Source organism: Zhenpiania hominis, from assembly GCF_014333425.1.
Taxonomy (GTDB): Bacteria; Bacillota; Clostridia; order Peptostreptococcales; family Anaerovoracaceae; genus Hominibacterium; species Hominibacterium hominis.
Window position 1 is genome coordinate 33,454 of record NZ_JACRYT010000014.1, and the last position, 23,644, is coordinate 57,097.

Annotated in this window: 22 protein-coding genes; 5 read left to right on the forward strand and 17 right to left on the reverse strand. The window is 48.7% G+C overall.

Going from position 1 to position 23,644, the window contains the following annotated elements; translation table 11 throughout:
* Positions 1-18: 18 nt before the first annotated feature.
* The 10 genes from murG to mraZ form a co-directional block, all read right to left on the reverse strand.
* Positions 19-1,122: an undecaprenyldiphospho-muramoylpentapeptide beta-N-acetylglucosaminyltransferase gene (gene murG, locus H9L42_RS11850; RefSeq protein WP_187303614.1), complete on the reverse strand. Its 1,104-nt coding sequence runs from the start codon at positions 1,120-1,122 to the stop codon at positions 19-21.
* A 13-nt stretch (positions 1,123-1,135) separates the two neighbouring features.
* Entirely contained in the window at positions 1,136-2,263 is a 1,128-nt protein-coding gene (gene ftsW / locus H9L42_RS11855; protein ID WP_187303615.1) for a putative lipid II flippase FtsW, read from the reverse strand.
* Between the two features lie 22 nt (positions 2,264-2,285).
* Positions 2,286-3,662, reverse strand: coding sequence for a UDP-N-acetylmuramoyl-L-alanine--D-glutamate ligase (murD, locus tag H9L42_RS11860; protein ID WP_187303616.1), 1,377 nt, complete (start codon positions 3,660-3,662; stop codon positions 2,286-2,288).
* A gap of 10 nt (positions 3,663-3,672) precedes the next feature.
* Positions 3,673-4,632, reverse strand: a complete 960-nt coding sequence (mraY, locus tag H9L42_RS11865) for a phospho-N-acetylmuramoyl-pentapeptide-transferase (RefSeq protein WP_187303617.1) — start codon at positions 4,630-4,632, stop codon at positions 3,673-3,675.
* Positions 4,633-4,634: 2 nt separating this feature from the next.
* Entirely contained in the window at positions 4,635-6,035 is a 1,401-nt protein-coding gene (locus H9L42_RS11870; protein ID WP_187303618.1) for a UDP-N-acetylmuramoyl-tripeptide--D-alanyl-D-alanine ligase, read from the reverse strand.
* Entirely contained in the window at positions 6,007-7,197 is a 1,191-nt protein-coding gene (locus H9L42_RS11875) for a UDP-N-acetylmuramoyl-L-alanyl-D-glutamate--2,6-diaminopimelate ligase (RefSeq protein ID WP_187303619.1), read from the reverse strand. The genes H9L42_RS11870 and H9L42_RS11875 overlap by 29 nt, the downstream gene beginning before the upstream one ends.
* Before the next feature lie 8 nt (positions 7,198-7,205).
* Positions 7,206-9,206, reverse strand: a complete 2,001-nt coding sequence (locus H9L42_RS11880) for a penicillin-binding transpeptidase domain-containing protein (protein ID WP_187303620.1) — start codon at positions 9,204-9,206, stop codon at positions 7,206-7,208.
* A gap of 118 nt (positions 9,207-9,324) precedes the next feature.
* The gene (locus H9L42_RS11885; protein ID WP_187303621.1) at positions 9,325-9,759 is read right to left on the reverse strand and encodes a cell division protein FtsL; all 435 of its coding nucleotides are present in this window, start codon (positions 9,757-9,759) and stop codon (positions 9,325-9,327) included.
* Between the two features lie 3 nt (positions 9,760-9,762).
* Positions 9,763-10,701: a 16S rRNA (cytosine(1402)-N(4))-methyltransferase RsmH gene (gene rsmH, locus H9L42_RS11890; protein ID WP_187303622.1), complete on the reverse strand. Its 939-nt coding sequence runs from the start codon at positions 10,699-10,701 to the stop codon at positions 9,763-9,765.
* Complete coding sequence (mraZ, locus tag H9L42_RS11895; RefSeq protein ID WP_187303623.1) at positions 10,691-11,122, reverse strand: division/cell wall cluster transcriptional repressor MraZ; 432 nt, start codon at positions 11,120-11,122, stop codon at positions 10,691-10,693. Before mraZ ends, rsmH begins: the two co-directional genes overlap by 11 nt.
* 320 nt (positions 11,123-11,442) lie before the next feature.
* Here mraZ and H9L42_RS11900 point away from each other — a divergent pair, with 320 nt between their 5' ends.
* Positions 11,443-11,934 (forward strand): YczE/YyaS/YitT family protein, encoded by a 492-nt coding sequence (locus H9L42_RS11900; protein ID WP_465270663.1) that lies wholly within the window; start codon positions 11,443-11,445, stop codon positions 11,932-11,934.
* Positions 11,935-12,175: 241 nt separating this feature from the next.
* On the opposite strand, the gene H9L42_RS11910 is transcribed toward H9L42_RS11900, so the two are convergent.
* Together H9L42_RS11910 and H9L42_RS11915 are read right to left on the reverse strand one after the other, a co-directional pair.
* Complete coding sequence (locus tag H9L42_RS11910; protein WP_187303625.1) at positions 12,176-12,715, reverse strand: putative immunity protein; 540 nt, start codon at positions 12,713-12,715, stop codon at positions 12,176-12,178.
* 345 nt (positions 12,716-13,060) lie between these two features.
* Complete coding sequence (locus H9L42_RS11915; RefSeq protein ID WP_187303626.1) at positions 13,061-14,299, reverse strand: polysaccharide deacetylase family protein; 1,239 nt, start codon at positions 14,297-14,299, stop codon at positions 13,061-13,063.
* Between the two features lie 93 nt (positions 14,300-14,392).
* Between H9L42_RS11915 and H9L42_RS11920 the strand changes: the two genes are divergently transcribed.
* From H9L42_RS11920 to H9L42_RS11935, 4 genes are all read left to right on the forward strand, one after another.
* On the forward strand, positions 14,393-15,448 hold the full coding sequence (locus H9L42_RS11920) for an elongator complex protein 3 (protein ID WP_187303627.1): 1,056 nt from the start codon (positions 14,393-14,395) through the stop codon (positions 15,446-15,448).
* A gap of 64 nt (positions 15,449-15,512) precedes the next feature.
* Complete coding sequence (locus tag H9L42_RS11925; RefSeq protein WP_187303628.1) at positions 15,513-15,776, forward strand: ACT domain-containing protein; 264 nt, start codon at positions 15,513-15,515, stop codon at positions 15,774-15,776.
* A gap of 29 nt (positions 15,777-15,805) precedes the next feature.
* Complete coding sequence (locus H9L42_RS11930) at positions 15,806-17,155, forward strand: DUF711 family protein (protein ID WP_465270664.1); 1,350 nt, start codon at positions 15,806-15,808, stop codon at positions 17,153-17,155.
* Between the two features lie 16 nt (positions 17,156-17,171).
* Entirely contained in the window at positions 17,172-18,200 is a 1,029-nt protein-coding gene (locus H9L42_RS11935) for a 1-aminocyclopropane-1-carboxylate deaminase/D-cysteine desulfhydrase (RefSeq protein ID WP_187303630.1), read from the forward strand.
* A 49-nt stretch (positions 18,201-18,249) separates the two neighbouring features.
* On the opposite strand, the gene H9L42_RS11940 is transcribed toward H9L42_RS11935, so the two are convergent.
* The 5 genes from H9L42_RS11940 to H9L42_RS11960 all read right to left on the reverse strand — a co-directional run bounded on the left by H9L42_RS11940 (position 18,250) and on the right by H9L42_RS11960 (position 23,525).
* Positions 18,250-18,813, reverse strand: coding sequence for a manganese efflux pump MntP (locus tag H9L42_RS11940; protein ID WP_187303631.1), 564 nt, complete (start codon positions 18,811-18,813; stop codon positions 18,250-18,252).
* A gap of 230 nt (positions 18,814-19,043) precedes the next feature.
* Positions 19,044-20,996 carry an FtsX-like permease family protein gene (locus H9L42_RS11945; RefSeq protein WP_187303632.1) on the reverse strand — a complete coding sequence of 651 codons (1,953 nt, stop codon included), beginning with the start codon at positions 20,994-20,996 and terminating at the stop codon, positions 19,044-19,046.
* Complete coding sequence (locus H9L42_RS11950; RefSeq protein WP_187303633.1) at positions 20,989-21,756, reverse strand: ABC transporter ATP-binding protein; 768 nt, start codon at positions 21,754-21,756, stop codon at positions 20,989-20,991. Before H9L42_RS11950 ends, H9L42_RS11945 begins: the two co-directional genes overlap by 8 nt.
* Positions 21,757-21,870: 114 nt before the next feature.
* Positions 21,871-22,863 carry a sensor histidine kinase gene (locus H9L42_RS11955; RefSeq protein WP_187303634.1) on the reverse strand — a complete coding sequence of 331 codons (993 nt, stop codon included), beginning with the start codon at positions 22,861-22,863 and terminating at the stop codon, positions 21,871-21,873.
* Positions 22,860-23,525, reverse strand: a complete 666-nt coding sequence (locus H9L42_RS11960) for a response regulator transcription factor (RefSeq protein WP_465270665.1) — start codon at positions 23,523-23,525, stop codon at positions 22,860-22,862. The genes H9L42_RS11955 and H9L42_RS11960 overlap by 4 nt, the downstream gene beginning before the upstream one ends.
* Positions 23,526-23,644 lie beyond the last annotated feature (119 nt).

The window sequence follows — 23,644 nt, forward strand, 5'->3', positions numbered from 1 at the left end:
CCGGAGGCGCCGTTTAAGTTACTGCTTTAGTTCCAGGTTATTGCAGATAATCTCCACCGCGTCCAGAGGCGCGCACGCTCTGCTGCCGGCAGACATTTTTTCCGTCAGCTCCGGATCATTTTTAAATTTGAGGATCTGCGCGATCAGTTTTTCATCATCCAGCTCTTTTTCTTCCATAATAATCGCGCCGCCGCGATCCGCTACCGCTTTCGCGTTGTAATACTGGTGGTTGCCGGTTACAATGGGAGACGGAATGAAGATCGCCGGTTTCCCACATACGGTCACCTCCGCCACAGTCAGCGCGCCGCTTCTGCTGATAACCAGATCCGCCGCGGACAAATATTCGTCCATATTGCTGATATACTCCATAATGTGAATATTCTCGGAAAGTTCAAGCTTTTTTTCATCCTGAAGCGTATGAAGGATCGCGTCGTAATACCGGCTTCCCGTGGCCATGCATACCTGAACTCCCGGCATGCCATTCAAAGCTTCGATCACCCGGAGCATTGCCTTGTTAATACGGCCCGCTCCCTGGCTTCCGCCGAAAACCAGCAAAATAAAATCTTTTTGCGAAAATCCAAGTTTTTCCCGGGATTTCTTTTTATCTGCTTCGAAAAAAGCTTTTCGCACCGGATTTCCGGTCACCACATGCTTTTCTCTGTGTTTAAAATATTTCTGCGCCTCCTCAAACCCCAGGAACACTTTTTCCACATATTTTTCCAGAAGCTTATTTGTCATTCCCGGAAAAGCATTCTGTTCATGGGTATAAGTTTTGATCCCTGCTTTATGGGCTGCCCGCACGACAGGTCCGCACACATATCCGCCGGTTCCTATCACAAGGTCCGGCCGGAAAGCTTTCATTAGTCTTTTTGCTTGTTTGCTTCCCTCCCTGAGTTTTTTCATCACTTCGATGTTTTTCAGCGGGTTTTTACGGTTAAACCCCGCGACTGTCACAAACTCAATGGGATATCCGTTTTCCGGTACGATCTTTTTCTCCAGTCCATGCTTTGTCCCTACAAACAAAATTTGGCTTTCCGGATAGCGTTCTTTGATCTTATCTGCGATGGCAATAGCCGGGTAGATATGTCCTCCCGTACCGCCGCCTGTCATAATTACTTTCATGATTGTCTGCTCCCTATTTTACCTGCACTGTATGCCGCGAAATGTTCAAAAGGATCCCCATGCTCCCCATAAACAGCATCAGCGCGTTTCCGCCATAGCTTACAAACGGCAGAGTCACGCCAGTCGGCGGCATAGATGATGTAACAACTGCAATGTTCAGCACTACCTGAATCGCGATCATGGAAATAATTCCGGAAGCCAGCAACATACCGAACTGGTCTGGCGCGTTAACCGCGACATGAATCCCTCTCCAGATCAGGACCACATAAACCAACATCAGAATAAGAAGTCCAATATATCCCAGTTCCTCTCCAATAATCGCAAGAATAAAGTCATTCTGAGGCTCAGGGAGATAAAGATTTTTCTGTATGCTTTTTCCCAGACCCACGCCGAAAAGGCCGCCGGATCCCAGCGCCATCAGAGACTGCACCACCTGGTATCCATCCCCAAGAGGGTTCGCGAAAGGATCCAGAAAGCTGGTGATTCGATCCGCCCAGTGGCTGTCCGGGTTAGCGATGAGAATACCTGCGATTCCGACCGCTCCCAGCCCCACCAGTCCAAAACAGTAGCGAAGCTTCAGGCCCGCCACAAACATCATTACAACAATAATCGCAACAACCGTGATCGCTGTGGACATATTGGGCTGCAGCAAAATCAATCCCCCGAAAACACCGCAAAGTCCGAAAAGTGGAAGGATTCCTCTGGTGACGGACTGAATGCGTTTTGGTTTTTCACTGAGAAACCAAGCGACAAAAATGATCACCGCGATTTTGGCAATTTCACCGGGCATAATCGTAAGTCCCCCGACTCCCAGCCACCGGACCGCGCCGTTGCTCTCATGTCCAACCCCCGGAATCAATAAAAGTACCAGAAGTATAAAACTGATGATCAGCGCCGGCAGGGCAATTTTTTTGTAGATCCGATAGTCCAGCGCCGTTGTAACCAGCATCAGGATAAAGCCCAGCGCCGCCCATATAATATCACGAATCAGATAGTTATAAGGTGATCCGTTCTCACTCTCATTGATAGACTGATAATAACTCGCGGAAAACACCATAATGATTCCAAAAATCACCAGCCCGATTGTAAGGATCACCAGCAGGAAATCCCCTGATTTTAAATTGATTTTCGTTCCTCTCATTGATCCCTCCAGCCTGCGCGTTTTATTTTCCCAACCGTTCCACGCAGTTTTTAAAATGTTTGCCTCTCTGCTCAAAGCTGGTATACATATCCCAGCTGGCACAGGCAGGGGATAAAAGCACCGTATCTCCCGGCTCTGCCAGCCGGAACCCCTCTTTCACGCACTCTTCCATATCCTTTACAATGACAGAGTTTCTGAACCCCAGCTTCTCCGCCGCTTCCTTAATCTTTGGAGCTGTCTTTCCAAGAAGCACCATGTGTTTTACCTTTCCATCAAAGGACCGAATCAGTTCCTCATAGGAAGATCCCTTATCATAACCTCCCGCGATGAGAACAATTCCCCCTTTAATCGCTTCCACCGCTTTTATGGACGCATCCGGATTTGTTCCTTTTGAGTCATTGACAAACCGTACGCCGTCTACCTCTCCACAGTATTCGATTCGGTGCTCCACCCCCTGAAACTCTTTCAATCCTTCCCGAATCGCTTCTGGTTCAATACCCGCAAAATAGGCGGTCGCCGCTGCAGCCAGAGCGTTTTCCAGATTGTGGGTACCTGGAATCTGCAGCTCTTCCGCACGGCAAAGGGGAATCTTCTCTCCCTGCTCGTTTTTTATCACCAATATCCCGTCTTCAACAAAAGCGCCAAAGTCCAGAATTTCCCTGCGGCTGAAAGGCACCACTTTAGCCCGGCATCCCTCTGAAAGCGCAAAGCAGGTCTTGTCATCGTAATTAATGATAAGATGCTGGCTTTCATCCTGATTTTCAAAAATCTTTGCTTTTGCCTTTCCATAGTTTTCCATAGTTTTGTGCCGATCCATGTGATCCGGAGTCAGATTTAGAATCGCGGAAACCACCGGTTTAAAATAGCGGGTGGTTTCCAGCTGAAAGCTGCTGGTTTCCGTGATCATCCAGGAATCCTCCTCTGCTGAAAGAGCCTTGGAGATAACAGCCACGCCAATATTGCCCACTACATACGTCTTCTTTTTGGCTTTTTTAAAAATTTCCCCTACCAGGGTTGTCGTGGTCGTCTTCCCATTGGTCCCGGTAATCGCTACAAAATTGCCCCTGCTGATCCGGTAAGCGATCTCCAGCTCTCCAATAATTTCCGCTCCCTTTTTCTGTGCCTCCTGGATAAAGTCCAGATCCGGTGATACCCCTGGGCTGAGAATCAATATATCAAATACACTCATATCCTCCGGATTTTTTCCAAAATAGCACGTTACGCTGCGTCCCTCCAGGAAAGCCAGAAGCTGTGGATCGATTTCCTCCGCAGGCTTAGAATCCTGCACAGACACAACGGCTCCCAGCTTGAGCATAGCCTGCAGCGCGGCGATTCCCGACTTGCCAAGTCCGATCACTAATACGTTCTTATTTTTCATATTATCTAAATTCGTTCGCATTTTTCTACCTCTACAAAATTCCGAGTCCAATGACGCAGCAAATCAGCGCCAGCCCCCAGAACAGTCCTACAACCTGTTTTTCTTTCAATCCGCTCAGCTCAAAATGATGATGGATTGGGGCCATTTTAAATACCCGCTTTCCAGTCAGCTTAAAGCTGACGACCTGAATGATCACAGACAATGCTTCCAGTACATAAACAAAACCCGCAATCGGAAGCAGCAGCTCAAAATGCATTACAATGGCCGCTGCCGCCAAGCCGCCGCCCAACGACAAAGAACCGGTGTCCCCCATAAAAACCTTTGCCGGGTTCTTATTATACACCAAAAATCCAAGGCACGCTCCCGCCATAGCAGAACAAAAAATCCCCCCGCCTTCTCCCGCTCCGTAGGTTACCGCCGCAACCGCGAAGAAGAGTGATACAAGAGCCGTCGTCCCTGAGGCCAGGCCGTCCAACCCATCTGTCAGATTAACCGCGTTCGTCATAGCCAGAAGGACGAACGCGATAAATGGAACATACCAGATTCCAAAGTCCACATTAATATTCGCAAACGGAATCCAAACAGATGTGCCGTCTCCGGAATAATAGGCCATATACACGGCAAAGGCCACCGATATGATAATCTGCAAGCCGAATTTCTGATAAGCTCTAAGACCCAGGTTATTCTTTTTAACCACTTTCAGATAATCGTCAAAAAAGCCAATTGCTCCAAACAAAAGAAAAACCAGAATCACGGCTGCAAGGTTCACAGAGTAATACCGGCCAATTGCGCAGGCTGCAATAACTGCGCCGATCATGGCGATTCCCCCCATGCTCGGCGTTCCTGCTTTTGCATAATGCGATTTCGGCCCTTCTTCCCGGATATTCTGTCCCGCCTGTTTCTTCCTGAGGATCGGAATTTCCACTGATGTAAGCAGGACGGAAGCCAAAAATGCCACTACTACAATGAATCCAATGGTAAAATAACTCATAACTACTCCTGTTGCTCCATAATCTTCTTAACAATTTTCTCCATTTCCATTCCCCTTGAACCCTTTACCAGAATCACGTCGCCCCTTTCGATAATGGAATCCATATGTTCCAGAAATTCTTCTTTCCTCTCAAAGTAGAAGCTCTTCTCCAAGCCTTCCTTTTCGGCGCCCCGGGCAATTTGCTCCGCGTCCCGCCCGATAGCTACAAGAAGCTGTACTCCCTGCTGCGCGGCGTACCGCCCAATTAACTCATGCTGCGTGAGGCTGGTTTCACCTAATTCAAACATATCTCCCAAAACAGCGATATTGCGGATTCCCCTGGTTTTCATCAGCACATCGATCGCGGCGCGCATAGAGTCCGGACTGGCGTTATAAGTGTCGTCAATAATTTTAATGCCGTTTTTCCCTCTGACTGTCAGCCGTTTGTCCGTCAATTGCGCTTTTGCGAGCCCTCTGGCCGCCTCTTCCATGGTAATCCCAAGCTCTAATCCCGCGGCCACAGCCAACGCCGCGTTAAAGGCATTGTGTCTGCCTGGAATCGGAAGACGAAAGCGATGCATTTCTCCCAGATGTTCCAGACAAAATTGAATCCCATCCGCGCCGAAATCTTCAATATGCGAGATAATAAAATCACTTTTGCCGTCTGTTCCCGCAAGGACCAGGCGATACGGTCCCTGTATCCTCTCCCGATTCAGGAATTCCTCATCCCGCGCCGCAATCAGAACATTCGTTTCATCAAAATATCCGGTCAATTCCATCTTCGCCTGAAAGATACCTTCCTGACTTCCCAGGTTTTCAATGTGTGCCAGGCCAATGTTGGTAATGATTCCAATATCGGGTTTTACAATCCGCGCGAGCAAATCGATTTCTCCCTGCTTATCCATTCCCATTTCTAAAACGCCGACCTGGGTATCCTCTTCAAACGACAGAATTGTAAGAGGAACTCCAATATGATTATTTAGATTTCCGGTATTTTTCTGTGTCTTATATTTTTCCCTACAGACATACGCGGTCAGATCTCTCGTGGAGGTTTTTCCCGTGCTTCCGGTTACCGCAATTTTTTTTAGATTCAAAAGCCCCAGATAAAAAGCTGCCAGTTCCTGAAGGGCCCTGGTTGTATCCTCCACCAGGATTGCACTGACATTTCCCGCCTCGCCGCTTTGTTCCGCGGCCTGTTTCCACGCGTTTTCATCCGAGATTACGACACAGCGGCATCCTGATTCCAAAACCTGCGGCAGGTACTGATGCGCGTCGTGAAGCTCTCCAATCAACGCAAAAAATACATCTCCAGCCTGTGCGATTCTGGAATCGGTACAAATATTCTCCGCTGTATCAAACGCATTTCCATTCAGGAGCCTGCCGCCGGTTCCCTCTTTAATCTGATTCACCGTAAGTTTTTTCATATTTTTTCTCCAACAGTTCTCTTAACGTCTTTCTGTCATCAAATGGCAGTTTCTGATCTCCTGATAACTGATAAGTCTCATGTCCTTTTCCCGCTACTACTATTATATCCCATTTATCCGCCAGAGAAACCGCCCTTTTTATTGCCTGGTAACGATCCAAAACAATACAGTAGGGACAGCCGGTTGGACGAAGACCTTCTTCAATTGCCTGCGCAATATTCTCCGGTGGTTCTCCTCTTGGGTTATCATTTGTTATAATACAGTAATCGCTATAAAATCCTGCGATTCTTCCCATCATCTCCCGCTTTCCCTTGTCGCGGAAACCGCCGCAGCCGAATACACACAGCATGCGCCCCCGCTTCAAATCCGAAAGAGTTGCCAGCAGTTTTTCCAGTCCATCCGGAGTATGGGCGTAGTCCACAACCCCCAGCGTATCTTCCTCACTTCCAATCTGCTGCATTCTGCCGGGTACATGAAGCTCGAGAAGGCCTGCGCGCAGATGGGAAAACTCAATTCCGGCCTGCCTGGCCATAGAAGCTGCCAGCATTGCGTTATAGACAAAATGTTCTCCCGGAATGGAAACTTCTAGTTCCCCTAAAAGATTTCCACTCTCAAAAAACTGAAACCGGCTGCGCAAAAGGGACTTCTCAAGAATTTTTCCATAGTAATCGGCAGCTGTATCTTTAAGAGAATATCTCTTTATGGAAGAATTGTCAACCGTTTCCCGCAGTTCTGCGTAAAGTCTTTTCCCATATGGATCATCCCAGTTGATAACCGCTCCTTCCGTACACCGAAGGAACAGCTGCTTTTTTACTTGGTAATAATTTTCCATAGTTTTATGATAATCCAGGTGATCCTGGCTCAGATTCGTAAAGCCTGCGTAATCAATCCGGATATCATCAATTCTGCCCTGGTCAATACCGTGAGAGGACACTTCCATGACACACTGCTCAACCCCTTCTTCTTTCATTTCCGCAAAAAGGTCGCGCAGCAGGTCTCTTCCCGGCGTCGTATTAACAGGAATGTGCCGTTTCCCCCCTATCTGGTATTCAATTGTCCCAATCAACCCGCATGGGTTCCCTGCCTGTTCTAAAATTTCTTTCAGCATACAGGCGGTTGTCGTCTTGCCGTTGGTTCCTGTAATCCCAAAAACCCTTGTCATTATTTTCATCACTTCCTATACAGATAAACGGTTCCACCCTTTTCAATCTTTTCTCCTGCTTTCGGGTACTGATCGTTGATGATGAAATTCTCATCCTGTGTACCACCGGAAGCTTCGTATTCCAAAGACAGTCCTCCGAGGATGCCGACAGCCTCTTCCAGGCCTTCGCCTCTCAGGTCAGGAACCGTAACCTGATCCTCGTTTAACGCTTCCTTTTCTTCTTTCGTTAACTGTGGCTGTAGATCCATATACCGCAGAGTATCTTCCAAAATCATTTTCGCGCCTGGAGCCGCAGTCTGGCTTCCATATTTCACGCCTTTTGGATTATCAACGATTACCAGGATCGCTACCTGAGGATCATCCATCGGGGCCATCCCCAGGAAGGATGAATAGGTTTCCTCACTATAACCCCCGCCATTTTCCTTTGGTTTGTTGGCAGTTCCCGTCTTACCTCCGACTTTATAGCCTTCCACTTTCGCTGTTCCTGCGCCGCCTTTATCTACCACGTATTCCATGATTTCGCACATCTCTTCGGCGGTCTTTTTAGAGACTGTCTGTTTTACGATTTTGGTGCTGAACTCTTTTACCGTGTCTCCATTTTCATCTACCAGTGCTTTTACCAGACGGGGCTGCATCAGTTTCCCTTCGTTTCCAAGAGAAGATATCGCTGTAATCAGCTGAATCGGAGTTACAGCCACCCCCTGCCCGTATCCCATCGTTGCAAGGCCTACCGGGCCGGCCGTATCCTTATCCTGAAGGATCGAATTTCCTTCTCCCGGAAAATCAATTCCTGTTTTTTCCGTAATGCCAAACGTTTCCAGATAGTTGTAGAATTTGTTGATCCCCAGTCTCTGCGCCAGCCTTACGAAAACCGGGTTGCAGGAATTTCCGACCGCTTCTTCCAGGGTCTGCGTTCCATGCGGATTGCCTCTTCTCCAACAGTGAAGGGTTGTTCCCGATACGTCAATGGCTCCTGTACAGGTAAAGTGTTCGTTGATGGTGGTCTCTCCTTCTTCCAGGGCCATCGCAGTCGTCAGCAGCTTGAATGTGGAGCCCGGCTCGTAAACGTCACTGATCAGGGAGTTTCTCCACATATTATTCCAGTATTCCGTTTTTTCGCTGTTTGACATGTTGTTTACTTTTTCCTGTTCGCTCTTCGACAGCGGAGTTTTCGCGTCGTTGGGATCAAATTCCGGCGTCTGGGCCAGAGCCAGAATATCACCGGTCTTCGGCTCCATCATAATGCACATGACTCCATCCGCCTTCGTATTTTTCTGAACCGTTTTCAGGGATTTTTCCACATAATGCTGAATGGTTTCATCAATGGTCAGAACCAGTCCCAGGCCGTCTTCCGCCTGATAGTATTTTTCATCTCCATACGCGAGATCGTTTCCTGCTACGTCTGTATTTTTAATCCAGCGGCCGGAAATACCGGAAAGATACTGATTATACTGAAGCTCCAGGCCGGAAAGACCGGTGTTGTCATCTGTAACGCTACCCAGTGTATGAGACAAAAAAGCCCCCATAGGATAATACCGCTTCACATCCTCGGCGATCTCTATGCCCGGAAGTTCCGCATCTCTGATTTTATCGGCAGTTTCTTTGTTCAGGTATTTATCCACCTTTACCAGCGCCTGGTTTTGGGTAATCAGTTCTTTGATCTCATCTTCCTCTTTTCCCAGGATCTCAGCCAGCTTGCGGGCAGTTTTTTCAACGTTGGCTTCTTTTTTGGCCTCCGTTTTTCCTGTCCGGACATTGGCAGGTCTGGCCCATACCGAATAGCATGTGGCGCTGACTGCCAACTCATTACCGTTGGTATCATAAATAACGCCTCGCTTTGCCGCAATCGGCGTGTCTCTGGTCTGTTGTTCGGTGGCCATTGTTGAATATTCTTCCCCTTTGACAATCTGAATCCACCCCAGGCGGAAGCACAAAAGAATGCACATGCCATATAAAATCGCTGCCGCCGCGATGATTCTCTTTTTACTTTTATTCAGTGGCTTTGTCATACGCTCCCCCATACTACAAAAAAGTCCAGATATCTTTTCCGCATCCTGCTGCCTCATCAAAATATCTGGTATCTTTTTTTCTTATTTTAGTTTCTTCCTAAATTATACTTTTGCAGGGTCAATTATATGCCTGCTTCCTCATGATGTCCGCAAACCCATCTTTCGGCAAGTCTTCCTCTGTCAGATATACAACCTGCTTAGACGACGGATATACCATTCCCTGTTTGTCCATGGCTTTTTCTTCGAGAGCTTCAATATTGCTCTCGCTGTAAACCGCTACATTCAGGTTTTCGATCTCCGCTTCCAGTTCATGGTTCTGCTGGATAATCTGATTTGTTTCGTATTTGATGGACGCAGCGAAGGCAGTCGTAATAATTAAACCAATACAAAGAATTCCTGCCACAACGGTAAGAAGCAGCAGACGCGTTTTGTCCTTTGCTGTAATGCCGCTTTTCTGGGGCTTTGGTTTTTTTCTAGGTGCCTTGGGCTTCATATCCAGCCCGTATTTTTGATAATTCTCCTGGTATTCATACCATTTTTCTGCTGCTATCATCTCTTACCTCTTTTTTTCAATTACCCTGAGTTTCGCGCTCCTCGCTCTGGGATTTTCTTCAATTTCCCCTTCTGTAGGGAGTATTGGTTTTCCTGTCACTTTCTTAACATCCGCTTTTTTCCCACAGACGCATACTGGAAATTCTTTCGGACATGTGCATGGATTCGCCCTTTTATTGAAAGCTTCCTTTACAATCCGATCCTCCAGCGAATGGAAGGTAATGATACAAAGCCTTCCTTTATCAGCAAGCACGTCGCAGAATTCTTCGACAGCCCGCTTCAGCTGGCCCAGCTCATCGTTAACTTCAATGCGGATCGCCTGGAACGTGCGTTTCGCCGGATGCGGCCCGCTGCGTCTGGCTGATGCGGGAATTGCCGCTTTTATGATTTCTACCAGCTCTCCGGTTGTTTCCAGAGGCTTGTCCTTTCTTTTTTGTACAATGAATTTACTGATTCTGGAGGCCCATCGTTCTTCCCCGTAATTCCGAATGACCTCTGTCAGCTCCTGTTCGCTGTATGTATTAACAACTTGTGCTGCCGTAAAGGAATCATCCTGACTCATTCTCATGTCCAGCGGCGCGTCTTTCATATAGGAGAATCCTCTTGCCTCGTTATCCAACTGAAAGGAGGATACTCCCAGATCCAAAAGTGCGCCATTTATCTCGTAAACCCCTAATTGATCCAGCACCCTTCGGATATCCGCGTAATTGCTCTGGATAAAAAACTTTCTGCAAGGATAAGGCTTCAATCGTTCTTCCGCTGCAGAAAGAGCGTCTTTATCCCGATCGATTCCGATCAGCGTCCCCTTTTCGCCGAGTCTTTCACAGATGCCGCGGGCATGTCCGCCTCCTCCCAGGGTGCCGTCTACATAGATCCCCTCTGGCTCAATATTCAAATTTTCCATGCACGCATCGTACAAAACAGAAGTATGTTTAAAAATCATAGTTCATCATGCTTTCCGCAAGCTGGCTCGGATCCAATTCCGCAGCATTTTCATTGCTGTTCCACTCTTCTTTGCTCCACACTTCGATTTTTTCGTAGGCTCCTACGGTTACCAGTTCTTTTTCAATCCCCGCGTACTCCCGAAGTTCCTGTGGAAGAGTCATTCTCCCCTGTTTATCAATCTCACATTCCACCGCGCTGGCAAAGAAGTGTCTCGCAAGCTGCCTGGCCTTTGGATCAGCAGAAGGCAGTTTGCTGAGCTTTTCCATGAATCGTTCCCACTCGCTCATAGGGTGAATTTCCAGACATTTGTCAATGGCTTTACTGAGGATGCATTTATGTCCCAACTCATCGCGGAACTTGGCAGGCACAATCATTCTGCATTTTGCATCTATGGAATTTTGGTACTTGCCTACCAGCATATGCCACTCCCCCTATGTTAGGATAGAACCATTTTACTCCACATTCCTCCACTTTACAACCACTTCTCACCAATTCCCATCTTTTTTACCCCACTTTTTCTCATTTTTCTTTTCTATTTTTGGGCACTCGAAAATCGGATACACCATATATGGGCCCTTTCACGTTCCCTTCACCCAAATATGGAAAATATCCGCAAATTGAACAACCTCGTCCACACAGACGCAAGTTGTCTCCTAAGTGAGTTTACATGTCAGATCAAAAATAAAGGAAGCGAGTAATTGATTCATTATGGATAGATTGGAATTGTCTTGCGTTTATTCTGCTGCAGATTCTGATTTTGAGAAAAAATTACAAATGGATACAGCTCCTGCGGCTGCCAGTGGCAATTGTTTTCGGCTACCTGACAGACTTTGGGAGCTGGGCGATCCAGGGGATAACCGTATCCTCTTACCGGCAGCAGTGGCTGCTTTGTTTCCTTGGTATTCTTTTAGTAGGAATTGGTGTCAGTTTTGAAGTAACGGCGAACGTGGTAACCCTGGCAGGAGAAGGTTTGATTCTCGCAATCTGCCAGGTAACGCCTGTAAAGTTCGGAACGATGAAGATCATCTTTGATGTGAGTCTTGTTATCATTGCCGCTTCGCTTTCTTTCCTCTTTCTTGGAGGTCTTATGGGAATCCGGGAGGGAACCATTGCCGCGGCGCTTCTGGTCGGTCTAATTTCTCGCCAGATAAACAGGCCCCTCCATATGTTCGAGCAGCGATTTCTTACGGCGAAAAAAGATAAGCTTTCCGCTGTACATTCCTGCCATTAAACGTTCTGATAAAACAGACCGTGCTTGCTGCAGTACCATAGCAGCTTCCCATGCCCGAAGGCCGGAATCCGCACCTGCAGATCCCATTCCGGATATTGTTTCCGTATCATCATGCCGTCGCCGGTAAGCAGCGCGACAAAGGTAATAGAATTTCGTATGTTTCATATTTCCTCCTAATCTATCATTTTCGTCCAGGTCACCGGAAAGGAGAACCCCTCGACGCTCCGTAGAGTTGTTTCCATCACCGAAGGAATTCCGCCCACTGCAATGGAGCCTGCTCCTCATGAGTACTCCAGAACCGAAGCTTTTCCCAGTACTCCTCTACCCTTTTTTCCACCGGTTCCCTGCACGCTTCAATCCCGTAGCCTCTGACAAGAGCCGTCAGTTCGTAAATAGGAAATCCGATAGCATGGCGCCCTGTATGCACAACGCTGCAGGCCTGCCCCACCGCGTGATACAAGGCGATGTCCTCCTCTGAATCTCTTACTTTTGCCGCTCTGTGGCAGTCTAAAATCGCCCGCCTTGCTTCCGGCATTTTCACCTTCCCCTGCGCCCACAGCCCGCAGACCTCCAAAGCCCGCATTGGCCGCGTATCAAAGGGATATCGTTCTTCCAGCACTCCCGCTGTCTGCTGCGCCAGATCAAAAGCCCACAAAATCAGCACCCGCCGGTTTTCCCCGGCTAAAGCTTCCGCCAAATCCGTTAAAAGGATACTGCGGTCAGAAAACAAAATTTTATTTTTCTTTTTTAATTTCAGTTTCGTCTCTTCTATCCAGTCCATAGTTCCTTCTTTCTTCTGCCAAATATACGTTCTTTGTCTCTTTATTATAGTTGGCGGAAAAGAGAAATGCAATGAAGCTAAAAATTATGAAGATTTCCTCTGCTGGAACTGTGGGACATGGTCATCTTCCATCATAGGTGGGCTCCATTTAGAAACAACTGACAAAAAATAAGAAATGTTACTAAAAAAGACTGGATTCCAGCGGTTAAAAAAGCTCCTCCTGCCTAAAACAGAATATTTCTTGGCAAACAGAGCCTTTAAACGTTGAAATGATAGAAACAATTTGGCGAAAATGGAATTAGTTGATAAAGTTGGGAGCGCCTCCTTTGCGGAACCCCCAGCCTTTCACACCTCTGGCGCCACCATATACTGAAAATCCGCCAGGCTCTGCCCCATACTCATCCGAACCCGCGGCAGCAGCAGCGGATCCATCCCCGGCTTCGCTTTTCCACCCTCGGTTGTTACCGCGCAGAGGAATCCCGCCTCCTCCACAATATCCCGGCACTGCTGGGTATAGTCCCCGTAAGGATAGGCAAAGGCGTCGCTGTTTCCACATTTCTCAATGGAAGTTTTCAGATCCGCCAGCGCTTCTTCTTCCGGCATGGCTGTAAAAATCCCGCCGTGTCCGATAAAGCCTCCCGCCCGGTGCATATTGTCGGAATGGGACTGGTACGACACATATTTACTGGGATAATTCTTTACCTTTTCCTCGCCCGCTCCCTTTGTGATCATAAAACAGGTCGCCGGGACCTCATATTTCTCCAGCGCCGGGATTCCCACTTCCAGAAAGCTTTTCGCCCCGTCGTCAAAGCAGAGTACGATACTCTTTTCCGGCAGCAGCAGCTTTCCGTCCACATAATCCCGCACTTCCTTCCATGTCGGGAAATAATAATCCTCAGAAACCAGCCACTGCAGCTCTTCCTCCAGGTCATGCACCTCGATGTAGTTGCCGTAGCGGCTGTACAGATCCTCCGGCGGGTCCGCTTCATCGTACACATAATGATACATGCAGATGGGGAGCCCCGGAGTCTCATAATACGTATTAGGCAGCACTTCCACCGCGCGCTCTACCGTTGTGCTGTTGCCCTCATGATCTTCCACAGTATAGGTAATCGCTGATTTTCCCGCGCGCTTCAATTCCGGTCTCTCCACCTTCACCTCATCGGTCAGATCCCTTCCGTTACTATCCTCGGCAGAAAATCCGGGTTCCTCAAACTCTACTCCCAGCGGAACCTGGAGGGGATCTTCTCCTTCCAGTTCCAACACCGGATCCATCTTCGTTCCCACCGTAATCCGTCGCTCTACAGACAAATCTCCTATGGAATATACCAGCGTATAGGTCCCCGGCGTCTGCAGATCAAGCGTCCCCCTCACTTCAATCTGATCGCTGACATCCTCGCCGCCTTTTTTCGCGGAAGCCCCCGGATCTTCATAAGTCTGGCAGAGGTTTAGTTCCACCTCTTTTTCTCCGTTAAGCACCAGATAGTATTGAGTCTGATAGTAGAAAAAAATACCGGCCCCCACCAGCACAATCACCGCGGCCAGAATCACGATCCCCGCCCGCTTTTTCTTTCCTCGTTTCATCCTCGCTTTCCTCCTTCACAGATTCTAAATTTCTGTCGCTCCGCCATTATAACATATTTTTCTTTTTCCTAAAATTTATGTTACAATAAGCCCATGAAAAAACATGCGATTATCCCCATATTCATCCCCCATCAGGGCTGTCCCAACGACTGTGTGTTCTGCAATCAAAAGACAATCACCGCCCGGCAGCCGGATGTGACGGACGATGAAATAAAAAACACAATTGAAACCTGGCTGTCTACTCTGACCGGCCGTCCGGGAATCGAAACCATTGAAATCGCTTTCTTTGGAGGAAGCTTTACCGGGATTCCCTTAAAACAGCAGTCCCGCTATCTGTCCCTCGCTTCGTCTTATAAACAGCAGGGATTGGTTCAGAAAATCCACCTTTCCACCAGACCGGACTATATTAATGAAGAAATTCTGGATAACCTGAAATTCTGGAGTGTGGATGTAATTGAACTGGGAGTGCAGTCCTTCGACGACCGTGTGCTGAAAGCTTCCGGAAGAGGACACGACAGCCAGACGGTCTACCGGGCCTGCTCTCTGATTCAGGACTACGGGTTCGAGCTTGGTATTCAGCTGATGATCGGCCTTCCGGAAGACAGCCTGCGTTCCTGCCTTTATTCCGCGAGAGAAACGGTCAAAATCGGACCTTCTTCCGCCAGACTGTATCCGACCATTGTCATCGAAGATACCCGCTTGATGGATATGTATCGGCAGGGGATTTACACTCCCCTTTCTTTGGAAGACGCGGTGGAAACGACAAAAGAAATGTATAAAATTTTAACGGACGCCGGAATCAAGATCCTCCGCGTGGGTCTGAAAAGCTCGGATCTGATTCAGGAAAACGGAAAAATTCAGGGCCATACCTTTCACCCCGCTTTCCGCCAGCTGGTAGAAGGCGCCATTTCCCGGGAAAAAATGCGGACGCTTTTGACGGACGCTCTGCCTTCACCGGACTGCTCCGAAACAGTCACCTTTGTCAGCAATGATCGCTGGTTTTCCAATTTAATCGGACATAAGGGATGTAATAAGGCCTATTTCGCCTCTGCCTATCCGCGTCTGAACATCCTCTGGCGAACCGGCCCGCTGCCGGACGGACAAATCGGTATTTCGGTTGCAGGGAAGCCTGGTCTTATGGTAAAATAATTTAGTTATGGAAAAAATGAAACATCCGTAAAAACAGCGGAATATATAAATCTTAGGAGGAGTTATGAAAGCAGTAATTACAGTGATCGGAAAAGACATGGTAGGGATTCTCGCCAAAGTAAGCGGAACCTGTGCCGAAGTAAACGCCAACGTGGCGGAAGTCACTCAGTCGGTCCTGCAGGATTATTTCGCCATGATTATGATCGTGGATATCCAGAAGATGACCTGCAGCCTGGAGGAACTGAAAGCAAAGCTGGAGGAAAATGTTCCGAGCATGCAAATCCATGTTATGCACGAAGACATTTTTAATTCCATGCACAGAATTTAATTTAGCGGAGGACTGATACTTTGATCAATATGAATGACATCATGGAAACGATTACCATGATACAGGAAGAAAATCTGGATATCCGGACCATCACGATGGGGATTTCCCTTCTGGACTGCTGCGACAGCGATATTGACCGCTCCTGCCAGAAGGTCTATGATAAAATTTACCGGTGCGCCAAAGATCTGGTAAAAACCGGTGAGGACATTGAAAAAAAATACGGGATTCCCATTGTAAACAAACGGATTTCCGTCACCCCCATCGCCATGCTGGCCGGAGCCTCCGGCGGCGATCCGGTGAAATACGCGAAGACGCTGGATAAAGTCGCCAAAGAAGTGGGCGTCAACTTTATCGGCGGTTATTCGGCTCTGGTACAGAAAGGCTTTTCACCCGGAGATAAGGCTCTCATCGAATCCATTCCCCGGGCTCTGGCGGAAACGGATTTTGTCTGCTCGTCGGTCAATGTTGGTTCCACCAAAACCGGAATCAATATGGACGCGGTAAAGCTGATGGGAAAAGCGGTGAAAGAAGCGGCGGAACTGACAAAGGACCGCCAGTGCATCGGCGCCGCCAAGCTGGTCGTATTCTGCAACGCGCCGGAAGACAACCCGTTTATGGCCGGCGCCTTTCATGGGCCCGGCGAACCGGACTGTGTCATTAACGTAGGAGTTTCCGGCCCCGGTGTAGTCCGTTCGGCCCTGTCTAAAATGCCCGATGACGCGGATCTGACGGAAGTTGCGGATAAAATTAAAAAGACTGCCTTCAAAATTACCCGTGTGGGACAGCTGGTCGGAACAGAGGCTTCCCATCGTCTGGGCGTTCCTTTTGGAATTATTGACCTGTCTCTGGCCCCGACTCCCGCGGTTGGAGATTCAGTCGCCCATATTCTGGAGGAAATCGGTCTGGAACAGTGCGGCGCCCATGGAACGACAGCCGCCCTCGCCATGTTAAACGACGCGGTGAAAAAAGGCGGCGTTATGGCGTCCTCCAATGTCGGTGGGCTTTCCGGAGCCTTTATTCCGGTCAGTGAGGACGCGGGCATGATTCAGGCTGCCAGAGACAACACTCTGTCCATTGAAAAGCTGGAAGCCATGACCGCTGTCTGCTCGGTCGGCCTTGATATGATCATTATTCCGGGCGAGACGGAGCCGGAAGTCATTTCAGCGGTTATCGCCGATGAAGCGGCCATCGGAATGGTAAACTCCAAGACAACCGCGGTTCGAGTGATCCCCGCGGTCGGCCTGGCGGAAGGCGAGGAACTGGATTTCGGCGGACTGCTTGGGAACGGTCCGGTTATGAAGCTCAACACAAAGTCCCCCGCGAAAATGATCAACCGCGGAGGCCGGATTCCCGCGCCGCTGCAGAGTCTGAAGAACTAAAAAGAGGTGTTTTGATATGTCACTTGGATGTAAAAAGGTTCCTTTCCTGGATTTGCCTACTCCAATCGAATATCTCCCCAATATTTCCCGCGAGCTGGGGATCAATTTATACTTAAAAAGAGATGATCTGACTGGTCTTGGCATGGGAGGGAACAAGCTGAGAAAGCTGGAATATTTTCTCTATGACGCGCAGCAGCAGGGCGCCACTATGCTGCTGACAACCGGCGGCGTCCAGACCAACCACGGCAGGCTGACAGCTGCCGTCGCCGCGAAATACGGATTAAAGTGCGCGATTGTCGCCATTGACGAGTATCCCGGCGAAATCTCCGCCAACATTCTCCTGGATCGCATGATGGGCGCGGACGTAATTTTAAAGGAAGACGATCATCTGCGTTCTCTGCAGGTGCAGACCCATGAGACCGCGATGGCGGTAAAAGAGCGATATGAAGCGCAGGGCGAGACGGTTTACTACATTCCTACAGGCGGTTCCAACGAACTGGGTATCCTCGGCTATTACGACTGCGCCGAAGAGCTGACCGTGCAGGCTGCGGAACTGGGAATTTCCGACAGCCGTATTATCGTTCCTGTCGGCAGCATGGGAACGTACATGGGGCTGTTCTGCGGATTAAAAGATCTGGAATCCCCCCTTACTCTGAGCGGGGTTCTGATCGCGCCTTACGAGGAAAGCGTCCGCGCCTTTGCCAAATCCTATTTTGATAAGGTAAAGGAGTGCTATGGACTGGAATTCGACGCGGAAAAATCCGATTTCCACATTGATGAAGATTATACTTGCGGAGGCTACAACAATCCGGTTCCGGAAGTGCGCGAAGCCATCTATAACATGGCAAGAAAAGAAGCCATTATTCTGGACCCCTGCTACACAGGCAAGGCCTTCAACGGCATCTGCCAGATGATCCGCGACCGGAAAATTGAACAGGGAGAGACCATCATCTTTGTCCATACCGGCGGACAGCCCGGCATTAATACGCCCCACCACCGTCTGGAAATGGAACAGGAACTGATGGACGGAATTAAAATCTTATAAACGAAAAAACGCTTCTGAATTCGGAACAAACCGAAACAGAAGCGTTTTTTTATCCTAAAATACCCAGATGCTCCAGCAGGATTTTCAGACCCATGAGAATCAGAACGATCCCGCCGAAGAGTTCCGCTTTCGCCTTGTACTTCATTCCAAAAACGTTTCCGATTTTCACACCCGCGGCGGAAAGGAGAAAGGTCGTTACTCCGATAAAGGAAACGGCAGGCGCGATCTGCACCTGCAGGAACGCGAAAGTGATACCCACAGCCAGAGCGTCAATACTGGTAGCCACAGCCAGAGGAAGCATGGCTTTTACCCCCATAGAATCATTGAGGTTCTCTTCGTCTCCATTTCTGGCTTCCCGAATCATATTAAAGCCGATCAGCCCCAGAAGAATAAAGGCGATCCAGTGATCCGCGCTGGTAATCAGCGACTGGAACTGCTTGCCCAGAAAATAACCCAAAAGCGGCATCAGCGCCTGAAATCCTCCAAAATACAGTCCTGCGATTAAAACATGTTTCGGCTTCAGCCGCCGTACAGAAAGACCCTTGCAGATGGATACCGCAAAAGCGTCCATGGACAGCCCTACCGCAATTACAAACAACTCCCATAAACTCATAATATGTATGTCTCCTTTTGCTTCAGAAAGAGAGCAAACAAAAACGAGACTCCTCTGCATTCAAAACACAGATAAGTCTCGTCATTTCATACAAAGCCAGGAATTCTTAATTCTTCCAGTGTGTTGACTTTATCACGCACAAGGCGCTGACTACTCCCTTACTCTTTCATTAGTAGTCTAAAGGATTTTCTGAGAATATGCAAGCAGTTTTTGAGAAAATCCGCCCGCGCTTATTTTACCAGTTTGTAATATTCCCTCGCTGTCAGGCTGTATACGGCTATATAGATAACCGCGAAGGCCAGGATGGTAGCGGCCGTAGCCCCCACAAAGAGCCATACATTTGTAATCTGAATGGCAATCAGGAGCCGGCTCATCATATTAAAGGCAGCCGCCACATGGAAGATGGCCGCGATCAGCGGCAGGAAGAACACGATCAGAATCTGGCTGCGGATAGACCGCTTCACCTCGGCAAGACTCATGCCCACCTTCTGCATAATGTGATAGTTTTCACTGTCCTCATAGCCTTCGGTAATCTGCTTGTAATAAATCATCAGAACCGTAGCGATGGTAAACAGAAGGCCCAGGAAAATCCCTACAAACAGCAGCCCTCCGTAAACGGAATGCAGCTCCATAGCGCTGGTCTCCCGGTTTTCAATATAAATCGATCTTCCGGTTTCTTCTGAAAGTGTGTCCGCAATCGCCCGGGTTTTGCTGTTGCTCTGAATATCCAGATCCACACCGGTAAAATAGGTTTCCTCAGAAAACGCTTCTTTGGCCGTGTTCCGAATCTCATCGACCACCTGCTGGTCTTTCACCAGGATATAATAAGGAATGGCAATGGTTCCCAGCTCAGCGGCGGTCTTAAAATCCGAAGACCCATCCTTTACCCGAAATTCCATGGAACCGATGCCGAAGGTCTCCGAATTCACTTCCCGCTCGCCTCCGATGATAATTTCATCTTCCTCAAGAGGCCCGTAGTCCTTTTCCAGACGGCTCCCTTCCATAGGCACCAGATAAATCTGCACCAGTTCCTTATCCACGGAGAAGGTGTCAATCGGAATCACGCGGTTTCCCTGTTCTTCCCCATAAGCGGCAACACAGGGGTAGGACACCACCTTTCCATGCTCCGCTCCATATCGGCTGAGAATCGTCTCAAACTGGTTTTCCAGCTCCGCCGCCTTATTTTCTGTCAGTGGCTTCTGACTTCTGGCCTGAATATCATAGGGAACCTGCCGATCCAGAATATCGCTGATTCCCACCTGCATGGAAACCGTCGTGGAAATAGTTACCAGAACCATGGTGCTGAGAATGCAGATGCTGGCAAGTCCCGCCGCGTTGCGTTTCATCCGGTAGAGCATGCCAGAAACAGCGGTAAAATGCTCGGTCTTATAATAAAAAGACTTTTTCTTTTTCAGCATTTTCAGAAGGGCGATGCTCCCGGCGGTAAATAGAAGATAGGTTCCCCCGATTACAAGAATGGTGGCCGCGAAAAACACACCCAGAGCCTGAATCGGAGAAACAACGGTAATCGCCATATAATACCCGGCTCCCGTCATTCCCAGACCCAGCAAAACCAACAACCATTTTGTCTTAGGCTCTTTTTCTCCCTGACGGCTTCCCGCCATAAGCTGAATCGGGTTTGCCAGGCTGATTCTTCCCAGATTGCACAGCAGTACTACCAGGAAAATCGCTCCGAACAGCACCGTTGTCAGCAACGCCCCGTCCGCGGAAATCTGATATCCCATGGGAAGCTCCACAACCAGAATCCGCAGCAGCAGCAGAAAAAACAGCTTTCCAAATACCATGCCCGCGATCAACCCGATGATCAGCGAGACAGCGGAAACGAAGAGCGTTTCCAGCAGCATGACTTTTCCGATATGGCGTTTCGCCATGCCCAGAATGTTGTAAAGGGCCAGTTCTTTTTTCCGCTGTTTAATCAGAAAGCTGTTTGTATAGAACAGAAAAATAGCGGAAAAAATACCTACCACCCACATTCCGAACTGCAGCAGGCTCCGCAGAGTCGTACCCCCGAACATCTTCGTTACATCCGGATTGTAGACAATCGCGGCCATAATATAGAAGATCATAATGCTGATGATACAGGTCAGCATATAAGGCACATAGCCTTTAGCGTTTTTCTTCACATTGTTCAGCGCCAGGCTTCCGTAAAAGGATTTACGCACGGTTTCCACCTCCTGTAGCCAGCGCCGTCAGAGCGGTGGAGATCTTCTGGTACATCTGGTCATTGCTCATATCCCCTCTGTAAATCTGATGGAATACCTGCCCGTCTTTGATGAACAAAACCCGTCCCGCTTTGCTGGCAGCCTGAATACTGTGGGTTACCATGAGTATGGTCTGCCCTTCTCCGTTTACCTTTGAAAACAGGCTCAGAAGCTGTTCGGAAGCGCGGGAATCCAGGGCTCCTGTCGGTTCGTCAGCCAGAATCAGCTTAGGATCGGTAATCAGGGCTCTGGCAATGGCAACCCGCTGTTTCTGCCCGCCGGAAAGCTCGTAGGGATATTTTTTCAGGATCCCGGAAATCCCCAGTTTTTCCGCAATGGGAGTGAGCTTGCGGCTCATTTCCTGATAATTCTTTCTTGCCAGCACCAGAGGCAGATAGATATTGTCTTCCGCGGAAAAGGTATCCAAAAGGTTAAAATCCTGAAATACGAATCCCAGATTGTTTCTCCGGAATTCCGCGATATTTTTCTCTTTAATGGATACAATGCTCTGCCCCTCCAGCAGCACCTCCCCTTTCGTCGGCTTGTCCAGGGCGGCCAGGATATTGAGCAGCGTGGTCTTTCCGGACCCGGATTCCCCCATAATGGAAATGTACTCTCCTTCGTCCACCGTAAAGCTGACATCCTTCAGAGCCCGGACTTTCTGGCCTCCGAACCGGGTGGTATAAATTTTTTCAACGTTTTTAACGTCCAGTAATGGCATTTTGTTTTTCTCCTTTCCCTCTTCATTGAATCTGTCTACATTATAGAAAAAAGGCGGATGCTCTGCCATCGATCCGGCTTACATCCACCTTACATTTTCGTAACCTTGCCCCCTTCAGGAAAAGTTTTCCCGCCTCAGATCCAGAATCACCACGGTTCCCTTACCTTCTTCCGACTCAGCGCGAATTCCGTAGGAAAGCTTTTCCATAATGAGCCTGCACAGGTACAGCCCCTGACCTGTGGATTTGCTGTACTGCCGTCCGTTTTCCCCGGTAAAGCCCTTTTCAAATACACGGGGCAGATCTTCTGCCCGGATGCCGATTCCCGTATCCCGGATAAAAAGCTGTTCTTCTTCCATCCAGATGAAAATGCTCCCGCCCGGCGGCGTGTATTTTAAAGAATTGGAAAGGATCTGCCCCAATACGATAAACAGCCATTTTTCATCGGTGGCGGCGGTATAGCCGGTTTTCTGAAAATCCACGCGGATCTTCCTGCCGATAAACAGGGCCGCGTATTTTTTCAGCACTCTGGCAATCAGGGCGTCCAGCTCCACCTGTTCAAACATCAGATCCGAAGAAATATCCCGCGCCCGCACCCAGGACATGGCGGTATCCACGTATTCCTCAATATTAAAAAGCTCCATGGACATCTGCCTGCCGTCCTCACCTGCCTGGGCGCCTTTTTTCTGAAGGAGCAGTCCCATCGCCGAAATGGGAGTTTTGATCTGGTGGGCCCACAGCGTAAAATAGTCGATCAGTTCTTTCTTTTCCACATAGGCGCGGGATTCCGACATCCGTTTTTGCCGGTGAAGTTCTTTGATAATTTCGGTATAATCCTCATCGATCTGGTTTCCAGGTTCCGGCAGATCTTCGATCTGCGCGTCAATGACTTCCGTTAAGCGCTGCAGCTGCCTGTGCTGGACGGCATATTTGCGGAAATCATAGGCCGCTATAACCCCTGCCGCAATCAGACATAAAAGCCCTCCGTACAGCACCGCGTCCAGAGGGATCCTGCTCAGAAAAAATACGGTGGAGAAAATACACACACATACAAAGAACAGGAGGATCGCTTTTTTATGATATCTCAAATAATCTCCCAGTATCCTCATGCTCCCACCATATAGCCAATACCTTTCTTTGTCCGTATAAAGTCCGAAAGACCGGCGTCAGAAAGCTTCCTGCGAAGACGCGTTACGTTGACGGTCAGAGTGTTGTCATCCACGAAGCTGTCATCCTCCCACAGCGCTTTCATAATCGCGTCTCTGGAAACGATTTCCCCGACGCGGGACATCAGACACTGAAGAATCCGGTACTCGTTTTTCGTCAGTTCAACGCGCTTTCCCTCATAAGTGAGCGTCGCGTCACTCAGATTCAGTACCGCGCCCTGATATTCCAGCGCGGCGGATGGCTCCTGAAAGGAATAGTTTCTCCGTAGCAGCGCCTGAATCTTCGCCGTCAGCACATTCAGATCAAAGGGCTTTGTAATGAAATCATCTCCGCCCATGTTAAGCGCCATAACGATGTTCATATTATCATCCGCCGAGGAAAGAAACACAATAGGCACCCTGGAAACAGCCCGAATTTCGCCGCACCAATGATAGCCGTTGAAAAAAGGCAGACCGATGTCCAGCAAAACAAGGTGGGGCTGAAAGGCGCCGAATTCCTCCATCACCTTCTCAAAGTCGCTGACCTTCTTTGTCTCATATCCCCATTTTCCCAGATGTTCCGCCACAATTCCCGCTATGGTCGGATCATCCTCCACAATCAACACTTTGTACAAATCACGTTCCCCCTTTTTCTATCATTCCCTCCTGATTTATTTTCAGTTTATCAAAAATAAGCAGTTGATACAATCCTGACTTTTAAGAATACTTCTCCTCTTTTCAAGTG